This is a genomic window from Solwaraspora sp. WMMD792 (assembly GCF_029626105.1).
In the GTDB taxonomy this organism is placed as follows: Bacteria; Actinomycetota; Actinomycetes; order Mycobacteriales; family Micromonosporaceae; genus Micromonospora_E.
Genome location: NZ_JARUBH010000009.1, coordinates 5005386 through 5017958, shown reverse-complemented (window position 1 = coordinate 5017958; position 12573 = coordinate 5005386). Strand labels below are relative to the sequence as shown.

Here is a 12573-nt window from a genome sequence, read left to right as displayed (position 1 = left end):
TCAGGTCAGCTAACCGACAAGTCAGGACTCCTCGGGGAGCAGACTTCGCAGCGTAGCGACCATCTCGGCCCGGGTGGTAACCCCCAACTTGCCGCGGATCCGGGCCACATGGTGCTCGACCGTCTTGGGGGACAGGAAGAGTTGCGTCCCGATCTCCCGGTGGGTCCGGCCGGCCAGCACCAGCCGGGCGACCTCGACCTCCCGGTCCGACAGGCCACCGTGCGAGGCCCCCGGCTGCGACTCGTCCGGCGCCGGGTCCATCCGGGACAGTTCCCGGGCCCGTTCCAGGAGCCGGCGGGCGGCCGACGCGTCGGTGGTACGGACCGCTGCCTGACCGATCAGTCTGGACGACTCCCAGGGCAGCTCGGCGGCGGCCAGCTCGGCGGCGTCCGCCAACACCGCGTCCGGGTCGACCTCGCCGGCGAGTACGGCGGCCCACCGGCCGGCGGCCGCGCACTGCGCCTGTTGCCGGAATCCGTCCGGGCCGAGCGAACCCAGCTCGTCGGCCGCTGCCGCAGCCGCCGCCGGGTCCTCACCCACGACCGCGATCTGCAACCGGATCCAGCTCAGCGACACCGCCCACGCGGTCGGTCGACCCAGCTGGTCGATGATGCCGGCCAGGTCGGCCAGGACCGGTGCGATCCGCTGGTGGTGGCGCAGCCGGGCGGCGGCGACCAGCAGCTCCTCGACCACTTCCAGCTGGGACAGGTCCACGGCCCGCCGGGCCAGCACCGGCTCGGCGACGGACCAGGCCGCCCGCAGCTGGGCGATGTCCCCGCTGCGGCGGGCGATCCCGGCGGTGAGGCCGGCGTAGGTCAGCCGTTCACGGCCGGGCAGCATGGCGCCGGACAGCCGGCGCAGTTCGGCGACGGCCGAGTCGTACCGGCCGGTGCGCATTCGGACCCAGGCCAGCAACGTCCGGTGCCGGTCCAGTGCGACGGGACCACCGGCCCCGCTGGTCGACGCCCGCTCCAGCAGATGCTCGGCGGTAGCGGAGTCGCCGGCAACCACCGCGACCAGCGCCCCGACCGCGTGCGGCAGATCCGGTACGGCGACCGGGGGCGGCGCCTTTTCGAAACTCTCGGCGGCCTCGATCAGCAACGGCAGCGCCGCCGCCGGATCCGTCATCGCCAGCGCGGCGTCGGCCAGCCGCCGTACCGGCTGCGGAGCCGATCCGGTCGCCGCCGTCCGTGCGGTGGCCAGCTGACCGGTGACCACCAGGGCCGGTACCGCGAGGACCGGGCCGGGGGCGTCGGCGCCCAGCAACGCCTCCGCCGCGCGGCCGGCGCGGCCGTCGTACGCCGCCGCCGCCCCGGCGACCAGGGCGATCCGGCCGGTGTCGGCCGCTGCCGCCGCCGGGCCGTCCAGGTCGACCGGCACCCCCAGCAGGGTGGCCGCCTCGGCCCGCCCGGCAGCCACGGTGGACGGATCGGCGCCAGCGTCCAGCGCGTCGTCGTACCAGGTCAGGGCGCTGCCCGGGTCGGTGAACCGCAACCGGTCGCCGGCCTGCCGGTAGACGTCGGCGGCGGTCGGGGTCCGGGCCCGCGCGGCGCGTAGCTGTCCGGCCGCGCGGACCGGATCGGCACCGGTGGCCAGCAGTGCCGTGGCCACGGTCTCGTGCAGTCGACGGCGCTCCGACGGAGGCAGGTCGAACAGCACGGCGCGGGCGATCGCCGGAATCATCCGTTCCCCGTCGGGGGTTAGCAACCCCTCGTCGCGCAGCGACCGCATCGTGGCGGCCGCCTCAGCCGGGTCCAGGCTGGTCGCGGCGCAGACCACGTCGTCGGCCAGATCCAGGCCGAGAGCCAGGACCGCGGCCAGCCCGGCGACACCGCGTCCGACGACGTCATGTCCGGCGGCGGCGAATCGACGCTGTAGCCGGGCGACCAGCGCCGGCGGCGTACCGGACGGATCGGCGGCGACCGCGACGGCGACGGCGGCCAGCCCGGCGGAGGCGACCTGGAGCGCCGCCAACTGCTCCGATGTGGCCGGTCGGCCGAGGACCTCCTTGGCCAGTTCGGCCAGGGCGGCTGGTGCGAGCGGGCCGAGTTGCTCGACCGGGCCCTGTCCGGAGACCGCCTCGTCCAGATCGGCGAGTTCCGGACCGGTGATCGTGGGACGTCGGGCGATCGCCATCGACACCCCGCCGCGAGCGGCCACGGTCAGTGACCGTAAGGTTGCCGGGTCCAGGTGGTGTGCGTCGTCGACCAGGACCAGGGCGTCGTCAGCTCGGGCCTGATTGAGAAGAACCTGCAGGTCGTCGGTTGTTGCGGGCGTCACGCGTACGGCCGGTCGGCCGGCGGCCGTGGCGATCTCACCCAGCCGCCGCGTTCGCCCGGAACCGTCCACACCTACCACGACAGTCACCGGTGCAGCTCCTCCTTGCCCGCGTCAGTGAGGCAGTGTACGGACGGCTCCGCAGGCCGACGCATGGCCTGACCCCGTACGCGTGTACCGTGTACTCTCGGCCCGACCTGGGCGCTGAGTGTGCCGTATCCCGTACGTGCGTTCCGCCGGCCGCCGAACGTGCGCTTGGTCAGCTGTGCTGTGCCTCCCGGCTGGGCTGTTCAGCCGGTCAGCAACTCGTTGATCGACAGGGTTGCCCGGGTGGATCCGTGGGTCGGTCCGATACCGATGGCCGACTCCGACGAGCGAGACAACACGACACATCCCCGGCGGACTAGAAAGTAGCGGTGTGACAAATGTGGAGTCCGAGTTGTTCTGTTTCCGTATGCCCGGACGACGGTCACCGGCGGTGACCGGATGAGTCTGATCGACCGGACCCGCAGCGTGCTCGGCCACGCCGTCGAGGTCTACCGGGGCACCGCGTACGAGCGGCGGCTCAGCGCCGTCCGCGACCGGCTCGACGAGCCGCTGCGGGTGGCGATCGCCGGTCGGGTCAAAGCGGGCAAGTCCACCTTGCTCAACGCGCTGGTCGGTGACCGGCTGGCCCCGACCGACGCCGGGGAGTGCACCCGGATCGTCACCTGGTACCAGGACGGACATACCTACCGGGTGCTGGCGACGCCCACCGAGGGCGAGCCACGCCAGCTCCGGTTCACCCGCGAGGACGGCGCCATCGAGGTCGACCTGGGCGATCTGTCCGTCGACGACGTCGCGCAACTGGACATCACCTGGCCGTCGCAGGCACTGCGCAACGTGACGCTCATCGACACCCCCGGCATCGGTTCGCTCTCCGAGCAGACCTCCCGGCGCGCCTGGGACCTACTCGTCCCGGACGAGGAGGAGACCCCGGCCGACGCCGTCGTCTACCTGATGCGTCACCTGCACTCCAACGACGTCGACTTCCTGCGGGCCTTCCACGACGTGGAGGTGTCCCGGCCCAACCCGGTCAACGCCATCGGCATCCTCTCCCGGGCCGACGAGATCGGCGTCGGCCGGCTCGACGCGATGGCGTCCGCCCGGCGGATCGCCGAACGGCTGAGCACCGACGCCAACGTGCGCCGGCTGGTGCAGTCGGTCGTCCCGGTCGCCGGCCTGCTCGCCGAGACCGCCGCCACGTTGACCGAAGTGGAGGTCGCCCAGCTGCGCCGGGTCGCCGAACTGCCGGTGGCCCAGGCCGAGCAGCTGCTGCTCTCCGCCGACCGGTTCGTGCAGAACATGCCCGAACTCGGGCTGACCACGATCGAGCGGGAAGCGCTGCTGGCCCGGCTCGGCATGTTCGGCCTGCGACTGTCCGCCGCGATGCTGCGCCACAACGGCGCGGCCACCGCCACCGAACTCTCCCAGGAGTTGACCGAGCGCAGCGGGCTCACCCAGTTGCGCGAGGTCCTCGGCTCACTGTTCTTCGAGCGCCGCGACGTGCTCAAGTCCCGGTCGGCACTGCTGGCGCTCTCCGACGTCACCCGGGTCTGTGTCCGACCCGGCAGTGAGCAGGTGGCCGGCGCGGTCGAGGAGATCATCGCCTCCGCGCACCCGTTCAACGAGTTGCGCGTACTGTCCAGCCTGCGCGCCGGCTGGATCACCGGCAAGGCCCCGGTCGTCGCCGAGCTCGAGCAGGTGATCGGCGGTTCCGGCGCGGCGGCGCACCAGCGGCTGCGGCTGCCGGCCGACGCGACCACCGCCGAGGTGACCGAGAGCGCGGTCGAGGCGTTGGGCCGCTGGCAGCGGCGCGCCGAAAGCCCGATGACCCCGTACGAGCTGGCGGTGGCCGCCCGGGTGGCGGTCCGGTCCTGCGAGGGCATCATCGCCGACCAGCGGCGGTCCCGGTGACCGCGTACCCGGCCGGAGCCACCCGGACCAGCGGCGCCACCGGACGTTCGCCTCGTACCACTACCGTTTTCAGCAGTGATCCGACCCGGTGGTGTGCGGCACACCGCCGGTCGGCCACCCAGACCCGGCCATACCTGTCTCCACAAACTTCATCGGAGCAACCCTGATGTACGCACTTGGCATTGACCTCGGCACAACGTTCACGGCGGCAGCGATCTGGCGGGAAGGTCGGGTGGAGACCGTCTCACTCGGCGGTCGGAGCGCCGCGATCCCATCCGTGGTGCTGCTACGGCAGGACGAGACGTTCCTCACCGGTGAGGCGGCGCACCGCCGTGGGCTCTCCGAGCCGCACCGGGTGGCCCGCGAGTTCAAGCGGCGGCTCGGCGACACCACCCCGATCCTGCTCGGCGGCGTACCCCAGTCGGCCGAAGCCCTGATGTCCCGGCTGCTCTGGTCGGTGGTGGAGGAGGTGGCCCGCCGGGAAGGCAGCTTCCCGGCGGCGATCTGCATCTCGCACCCGGCCAACTGGGGGCCGTACAAGCTGGACTTGCTCCGCCAGGCGGTGCGGATGGCCAACCTCGAGGTGCCGGTGACCTACACCACCGAGCCCGCCGCCGCGGCGATCAACTACGCCGAGCAGCAGCGGATCGAGCCGGGCTCCATCGTCGCCGTCTACGACCTCGGCGGCGGAACGTTCGACGCGGCGATGCTGCGCAAGACCCCCACCGGCTTCGAGATCATGGGCCAGCCGGAGGGCATCGAGCGACTCGGCGGCATCGACTTCGACGCCGCGGTGTTCAACCACGTCCGGGCGGCGCTCGGCGGAAAGCTCGAAGAGCTCGACGAGGAGGACCCGGCGGCGATCGCCGCCGTCGCCCGGCTGCGCGACGAGTGCATCCAGGCCAAGGAGGCACTGTCGTCGGACACCGACACCTCGATCCCGGTGCTGCTGCCCAACATCTCCACCGAGATCCGGCTCACCCGCTCCGAGCTCGAGGCGATGGTCCGCCCGGTGCTGCACGGCTCGATCGAGGCGCTGCACCGGGCCGTACGGTCCGCCGGCTGCTCGCCGGAGCAGGTGCACTCGGTGCTGCTGGTCGGTGGCTCGTCGCGGATGCCGATCGTTTCCCAGCTGGTCGGCTCGGAGCTGGGCCGCCCGGTGGCGGTCGACGCACACCCCAAGTACTCGGTCTCGCTCGGCGCCGCCTGGCTGGCCGCCGCCGAGCTGACCGGGCAGACGATGCCGGCCGGCCCGACCCCGATGTCGACCCCGGCTCCGCCGGCTGCGGCATCGGCGACCGGTACCTACCGGGTGCCGCCGACCGCCCAGGTCCCGCAGACCGCGCCGGTCCCGCAGACCGCGCCGGTCTCCCCGGCGGGTTACCGCACGTCTTCGCCGCCGGCCGGCGTCACCGGTGTCGCTTCCGTCGGGCGCGGTGGCGGCGCGGACGCCGGCGGCGGCTACCCGTCCCGTACCGAGACGTTCGCCTCGGCGGGTTCCGTCGGTGCCGACGGCTCGAAGGCACGTCGTGGCGGGGAGAAGCCGTCGGCGAAGCGTGGCCGTGGGCCGCTCATCGTCGCCGCCGCCGTGCTGGTGGTACTGCTCACCGGCGGCGGGGTCACCTACGCACTCACCAGCGGGCAGGGTGACGAGGGCCAGCCGGTGGCCAACGGGGTGGACGAGCCCGGCCAGGGCACCGGAGCGGAACAGCCGCAGGACCAGCAGCCGGAGCAGACCGGCGAGCCGGAGCCGGAAACTCCGCAGATCCCGGCCGACGAGCAGTGCACCGACGAGATCAAGAGCAACTGGACCTGGGTCTGTCTCACCTCGGCCCGGGTCGCCGGCGGCAAGCTGACCGTCGAGTACGAAGCGGAGTTCGGCGGGAACCAGCCGTCCACCAACGGTGGCTGGCACCTGCACATCTACGGCAGCGACGGCACCAACCCGCCGGACAGCATCATGGGCAGCCACGTCCCGGACGACCAGCAGGGATTCTGGTACGTCGAGGCCAAGCAGCCGTCGGTGGTCTGGACCGACGACCCGGCGTTCATCAACGCGGTCGGCGACCAGCCGAAGGTGTGTGCCCGGATCGCGAACTCCGCCCACGAACTGGCGAAGCACGACAACGGCAGCTACACCACCGGCAACTGCGTCAAGATCCGCTGGGAGTGACGCGGTAGCCGACCCGGACCGCGCGAGTGTTCCTGTGTGGAGATGCTGTTCCGCACGGGAACACTCGTCGGGTGGCAATTGGATGCCGGCGGGTCTGCCGGTGACGTGGGACCGGGTGCCGGTCAGTCCGACCGGGTCGTGACGCGTCAGTCTGACCGGGTCGTGACGCTGGGCCGGGGGCGGTCGCCGTACAGCCGCCCCTCGGTCGCCTTCACCGACGCGACCAGGACGAACGACAGCGTCACCAGCAGCGACCAGGAGCCGAACTTGCCGGCGTGCACGAACGTCCAGACGTGCTGCTGGTCCGGGTAGGTCCAGGCGCCGAGGAACGTGGCGATGTTCTCGGCGACCCACAGGAAGAAGCCGATCAGCACGAACGCCAGAGCCAGCGGCATCCGCAGCCGGGCGTCGCCGACGGTGTAGTGCACCCAGGTCCGGCGGAGCGCGATCAGCAGCAGCACCGCGATCACCCAGCGGGCGTCGGGCAGGACGTGGTGGGTGAAGAAGTTGACGTAGACGGCGACCGCGAGCCCGGTCACCGCCAGCGCCGGGTAGCGGGTCACCCGCAGGTCGAAACGGCGCCACGCCTGACAGATGTAGGAGCCGACCGCCGCATACATGAAACCGGAGTAGAGCGGCACGCCGGCGACCTTGGTCAGCGCATCCTCCGGATACGACCAGGAGCCGACCTGCACCTTGAACAGCTCCAGGGCCAGCCCGATCAGGTGGAAACCGGCGATGACGGCGACCTCACGGCCGGTCTCCCAGCCGATGCGCCACAACCCGATCGTCAGCGCGACCATGCAGATCAGCAGCGCGTCGTAGCGGGGGACCGGCAGCGGAACCACCGACGTCAGCGCCAGACAGGTGAAGACCGCGACCGCGAAGCCGCACGACTTCGCCTCGGTCCAGCCGAACCGCAGCAACAGGACGGCGCGTCGGCGCAGGTCCGCGCGGGCCCAGACGGCCGCCGTCATGCTGGTCGCCCCGGAGCCGGGCCGTCTGGGCCGGCTCCGGCGCTTGTCAGCGGCGGCCGACCCGGGACAGCCCCGGGTCGGTGTCGTGGTCGTCGACTTCGACTGAACCCAGCTGCATGAACCGCCGCAGCGCGTGTTCGACAGTCGCCCCGGTGTACGTGGCGACGTCGCGCCTGCGTAGCACCGGCTCGACCGGGCGGACCGGACGGACCGGCACGACCGGGCGTCGGTGATCCGACTCGATCAGCGCGGATACCTGACTGTGACCCTGTCCCACAGCGACTCCATACCTTCGAGTGTGACCTTTGAGCGTGGTCTGCCCCACACGGCCGGGCCTACCCTACCGTTGCCGTCGGTGATCATCGAATGGTGCACCGGCGGTCCGATGGGTGGCCGGGACCGGCGCCCACCGGCTGTTCCGGCGGATCCGTCACTGCTACATCTTGACTCGCTATGACCACTCTCCGTGCTTTGCATTGGTCGACCGGTGGACTTCGACGGTGGTTCAGGTCCGGTAGCGTCGTACCGGTCCGGTGGTCGTCCGATGGGGAGGGTTCAGGCGTGAGCTCGGTCGAAGAGGTCAAGGCGGGGGTCGCCCGGTTCGGTGACGAGCTCGGCCAGCAGGTGGGGGCGATCCGGGCGAGTGCGGAGGCGCTGAGCACCAGCGGGGCCGCGCTGCGGGCGATCACCAGCGGGTCCAGCCATTCGCAGGTGGCCGAGACGATCGCCAAGGTCGAGCAGGCCAAGCAGAAGCTGGCCGAAGCGGCCGCCCTCGCGCAGAGCGCGATCGAGTCGAGCCGCGGGTACGCGTCGAGCTTCTGACCAGCGGTCGACCGGCTGTCCCGGTTGGTGGTGTGTCCCGGCTGGTGCCTGCCCAGGGCCGGTGGCCTGTCCAGGGTTGCCGGGCTGGTGGCCTGTCTAGGGTTGGCGGCATGGCTGACGATCCGCTTGCCCTGGACGACCTGCTCACGATCGCGACACAGGCCACCGCACGCGGTGCCGAGCTGATCCGTACCCGTGAGCCCGGACACCTGGCCGGCAAAGGCGACCGGGACTACGCGTCCGAGGTGGACCTCGCTGTCGAACGGGAGCTGCGCGCCTTCCTGGCCGACGCCACCCCGCACGTCGGGTTCCTCGGCGAGGAGGAAGGCGTTTCCGGGGTCGGCGACGGGCCCCAGTGGGTGCTGGATCCGGTCGACGGCACGGTCAACTTCGCGCACGGCGTACCGCTGTGCGGGGTGTCGTTGGCCCTGGTCCAGGACCGGCGTCCGGTGGTCGGGGTGATCGAGCTGCCGCTACTGGGCAGCCGGTACACCGCGACCCTCGGCGGCGGCGCGTGGCGCGACGGCCAGCCGATCCGGGTGCGGGGCACGACCCGGCTGCCCGACGCGTTGGTCAACCTCGGCGACTTCGCGGTCGGCGACGAAGCCGCGGAGCGTAACGCCGCCCGGCTCGCGCTCACCCAGCGGATGGCCCGGGGCGCGCTGCGGGTGCGGATGCTCGGCTCCGCCGCGATCGACCTGGTCTGGGTGGCCGACGGCCGTACCGATGTGTCGATCGCCCTGTCTAACAAGCCGTGGGACATGGCCGCCGGCACGTTGATTGCCCGCGAGGCGGGCGCCGCCGTCGTCGACATCGACGGTACGCCGCACAGCCTCGACTCGTTCGCGACGATCGCCGCGGCTCCACCCCTGCTCGACGAGGTGCTCGCGCAGGTGCGGGCGGCGGCTGCCGACGGCGGGCTCACCTGACGGCGGCGGGCTCACCTGACGGCGGCGGGCTCACCTGACGACGGCGGGCTCGCAGGTGTGCGGGGTCGCCATCCGGGAACGGCAGTGGACGGCCGCGCCGGTCGACGACCGGGCGGTATCCGGGATCCGGCCGGCGGCAGGGAAGGAACGGGATGATCACCAAGATCGGGCAGGAAGGGAACGTGCTCGGCTACGAGGTGGCCGGGAAGCTGACCGAGCAGGAGTACCGCGACCTGTACCGGGAGCTGCGGGCGGCGATCGCCGAGTACGGCTCGGTCTCGGTCCTCGGCCGGCTACCGGACGACAGCCTGCCGGGTATGGAGCTGTCGGCGATCGACGACCGGTTGCGGTTCGCCCGGGAGCATCTGACCGACATCGACCGGGCTGCGGTGGTCGGCGGCAACCGGGTGGCCGAGTGGGTGACCCGGGCCTCGGACGCGATGACGCCGATCGAGCTGCGGCACTTCGACGCCGGTGCGGAGCAGCAGGCCTGGGACTGGCTGCGCCGAGCCCGCCCGGTGTGACGGCCGGTCGCACCCGGTCGACGTTCGGTGGCGGCCGGTGCGGGCTTGCTCACACCCTGGGATCGCCGGGTGCCCGGTCCGACCAGCGCCCGTACACTCGCTGGAAACACAACTTCATACCTCATCCAGAGGGGCAGAGGGACACGGCCCGATGAAGCCCCGGCAACCACCCCACCCGTCGCGCCGGTCGCAATCGGCCAGCCGGGGCAGGTGCCAATTCCGTCCCCGTCGCACCGCGCGGCGCAGGGAAAGATGAGAGGACAGCCGCCATGACGTCGCTGATCGACGCGAGCACCACCAGCCCTGACTCCGCCCCGGTGAACATCACCAGCCCGGCCCGTGTCCTGGTCTGTCGCGGCTGCGGTGCCGAATACCCGCTCGCCGCGCAGCACGCCTGTTACGAGTGTTTCGGGCCGCTGGAGGTCGGCTACGACCCGGCGGCTCTCGCGCGCGTCACCCGGGCCGACATCGAGGCGGGCCCGGCCAACATCTGGCGGTACGCCCCGCTGCTGCCCGCCGGCCAGGACCCGGCCACCCGGGTCAGCCTGGATCCCGGATTCACCCCGCTCGTCCCGGCCGCCGCGCTCGCCGCCGAGCTGGGCATCCGGGCACCGCTGTGGGTCAAGGACGACAGCGCCAACCCGACCCACTCGTTCAAGGACCGGGTCGTTTCGGTCGCTCTCACCGCCGCCCGTACGCTTGGTTTCTCCCGGTTTGCCTGCGCCTCCACCGGTAACCTGGCCAACTCGGTCGCCGCGCACGCCGCGCGGGCCGGCGTCCCGTCGATCGTCTTCATCCCCGGCGACCTGGAGCCCGGCAAGATCGTCACGACCGCGGTGTACGGCGGTGAGCTGGTCGCGATCGAGGGCTCCTACGACGACGTGAACCGGCTCTGCAGCGAGCTGGTGGAGACCGACGAGTTCGAGGACACCGCGTTCGTCAACGTCAACGTGCGGCCGTACTACGCGGAGGGGTCCAAGACGCTCGGCTACGAGGTGGCCGAGCAGCTCGGCTGGCGGATCCCCGAGCAGGTGGTGATCCCGATGGCCAGCGGGGAACTGCTCACCAAGGTGGACAAGGCGTTCACCGAGCTGGTCGAGATCGGCCTGGTCGACGCGCCGGCGAACGGCTGGCGGGTGTTCGGCGCTCAGTCCGCCGGCTGCAACCCGATCGCGACCGCGCTGCACCGCGACACCGACCAGATCGTGCCGGTGAAGCCGACCGGGATCGCCAAGTCGCTCAACATCGGTGACCCGGCTGCCGGCCTGTACGCGTTGGAGGCGGTGCGGCGCACCGGTGGCTGGATGGACTACGCCGACGACGACGAGATCCGGGCAGGGATCCGGTTGCTGGCCCGGACCACCGGGGTGTTCGCCGAGACGGCCGGTGGGGTGACCACGGCGGTGCTGAAGAAGCTGGTCGACAGCGGACGGCTGGACCCGACCGCCGAGACGGTCGTCTACAACACCGGCGAAGGTCTGAAGACCATCGACGCGGTCGCCGGGCAGGTCGGCCCGACTCATCGGGTGAAGCCGTCGTTGCGTTCGGTTCGTGACGCCGGACTGCTCGGCTGACCTTCTGACCAGCACACCATCCACTGAATCGGCTGATCGGCGTACGCCGATCAGCCGATGTTCATGTGCGGTCCGTAGTCAGTGTTTTGCCATAAGTCGAGAAAACTCGCCGGTGGGGTCTTGACGACTGCACTTGCACGGCGCAGGATGCTCCGTGCGGGAGGACGACTCGCCGTAAGGGCCCCGACAGAGCTTGGCAACAATCTCAACCCCGGGTCCCAACGACCAACAGCGCCGGAGGCGCTGTGCGAGCGTCCTCCCGACCAACGTCCCCCGACCGGTAATTAGGTCGCGCGGCTGGCCCGGCCCCGTCACGCTCGACGGCATGGACATCACCATCACCCCGCTGGATCCGGCCGACGAGGCCGCCTTCGAGCAGGCGTACCAGATCAAGCGGTCGGCCCCCTTCGTCCCGGACATGCCGCCGACACCCCGGCAGTGGTTCGAGGCCCTGCTGCGGCATCAGCGGCACAGCGTACGGTTCGAGGCCGCGCTGGCCAGTGTGGACGGCGTGCCGGTCGGGTTGACCGCCATGGAGTTCCCGCTGCTCGACAACCTCGACAACGTCGGCGTGGACATCCAGGTGCCTCCCGGGCACCGGCGGCGCGGCATCGGTCGAGCGCTGTACGCGTACGCCGTGCGGCGGGCCCGGGAGACCGGCCGGACCCGGATCATGGGGCACTCGGCGGACACCATGCCCGGCGGCGTCGCCCGCGACCCGGCCCCGACCGCCTTCGCCCACGCCGTGGGGGTCAAATCGGCCCTGGTCGAGGTGCGCCGTCGGCTCGACATCGACACCGTCGACCAGCCGGCGCTCGACGTGATGCTCGCCGACTGCTGGCACCGCGCCCCCGGCTACGAGTTGCTGACCTGGGTCGGACCCTGCCCGGAGGAGTACCGCGCCGATCTCGCCTACCTGGACGGGCGGATGGTGACCGACTCGCCAATGGGTGACCTGGAGTGGGAGCCGGAAAAGGTGGACGCCGACCGGATCCACGAAGTGGATCTGGCCCGGAAGGCGGCCGGTACCCGCAGCTACCACACGGTGACCCGGCATCTGGACAGCGGCCGGATCGTCGCCTGGAGCAACATCACCCGGCAGGCCGAACCGGACTGGCACGCCTACCAACAGATCACCATCGTCGACCCGGATCATCGCGGACACCGGCTGGGCACCATCGTCAAGATCGAGAACCTGCGGTTCACGCTGCGCCACGAACCGGCGCTGCGGGTGATCGACACCTGGAACGCCGACAGCAACCAGCACATGATCGCGATCAACGAGGCGCTCGGCTTCCGGGCGGTCGACATCTGGCAGAACTGGCAGCAGACCATCTGAGG

General features: G+C 71.4%; 9 protein-coding genes, 1 pseudogene and 1 riboswitch. Of the genes and pseudogenes, 7 read left to right on the top strand and 3 right to left on the bottom strand.

Annotated features, from left to right (window positions below; genetic code table 11):
• Positions 1 to 21 precede the first annotated feature (21 nt).
• Positions 22 to 2367, bottom strand: coding sequence for a helix-turn-helix transcriptional regulator (locus tag O7629_RS23405; protein ID WP_278171787.1), 2346 nt, complete (start codon positions 2365 to 2367; stop codon positions 22 to 24).
• A gap of 396 nt (positions 2368 to 2763) precedes the next feature.
• Between O7629_RS23405 and O7629_RS23400 the strand changes: the two are divergent.
• Positions 2764 to 4234, top strand: a pseudogene (locus O7629_RS23400) (dynamin family protein); the annotation flags it as partial.
• 165 nt (positions 4235 to 4399) lie between these two features.
• Positions 4400 to 6406, top strand: a complete 2007-nt coding sequence (locus O7629_RS23395) for an Hsp70 family protein (protein WP_278171785.1) — start codon at positions 4400 to 4402, stop codon at positions 6404 to 6406.
• 146 nt (positions 6407 to 6552) lie between these two features.
• On the opposite strand, the gene O7629_RS23390 is transcribed toward O7629_RS23395, so the two are convergent.
• Both O7629_RS23390 and O7629_RS23385 read right to left on the bottom strand, forming a co-directional pair.
• Positions 6553 to 7383 carry a DUF817 domain-containing protein gene (locus O7629_RS23390; RefSeq protein ID WP_278171784.1) on the bottom strand — a complete coding sequence of 277 codons (831 nt, stop codon included), beginning with the start codon at positions 7381 to 7383 and terminating at the stop codon, positions 6553 to 6555.
• Positions 7384 to 7429: 46 nt separating this feature from the next.
• Positions 7430 to 7660, bottom strand: a complete 231-nt coding sequence (locus O7629_RS23385; protein WP_278171783.1) for a hypothetical protein — start codon at positions 7658 to 7660, stop codon at positions 7430 to 7432.
• A gap of 284 nt (positions 7661 to 7944) precedes the next feature.
• Here O7629_RS23385 and O7629_RS23380 point away from each other — a divergent pair, with 284 nt between their 5' ends.
• The 5 genes from O7629_RS23380 (at position 7945) to O7629_RS23360 (ending at position 12571) form a co-directional block, all read left to right on the top strand.
• A complete protein-coding gene (locus O7629_RS23380) occupies positions 7945 to 8205 on the top strand; it encodes a hypothetical protein (protein ID WP_278171781.1) in 261 nt (86 codons plus the stop codon).
• A gap of 110 nt (positions 8206 to 8315) precedes the next feature.
• Positions 8316 to 9134, top strand: coding sequence for an inositol monophosphatase family protein (locus O7629_RS23375; RefSeq protein ID WP_278171779.1), 819 nt, complete (start codon positions 8316 to 8318; stop codon positions 9132 to 9134).
• A gap of 152 nt (positions 9135 to 9286) precedes the next feature.
• Positions 9287 to 9658 (top strand): STAS/SEC14 domain-containing protein, encoded by a 372-nt coding sequence (locus tag O7629_RS23370; protein ID WP_278171778.1) that lies wholly within the window; start codon positions 9287 to 9289, stop codon positions 9656 to 9658.
• Positions 9659 to 9776: 118 nt separating this feature from the next.
• Positions 9777 to 9917, top strand: a riboswitch (SAM riboswitch).
• Between the two features lie 10 nt (positions 9918 to 9927).
• Positions 9928 to 11232 (top strand): threonine synthase, encoded by a 1305-nt coding sequence (gene thrC / locus O7629_RS23365; protein ID WP_278171777.1) that lies wholly within the window; start codon positions 9928 to 9930, stop codon positions 11230 to 11232.
• A 325-nt stretch (positions 11233 to 11557) separates the two neighbouring features.
• The gene (locus O7629_RS23360; protein ID WP_278171776.1) at positions 11558 to 12571 is read left to right on the top strand and encodes a GNAT family N-acetyltransferase; all 1014 of its coding nucleotides are present in this window, start codon (positions 11558 to 11560) and stop codon (positions 12569 to 12571) included.
• Positions 12572 to 12573 lie beyond the last annotated feature (2 nt).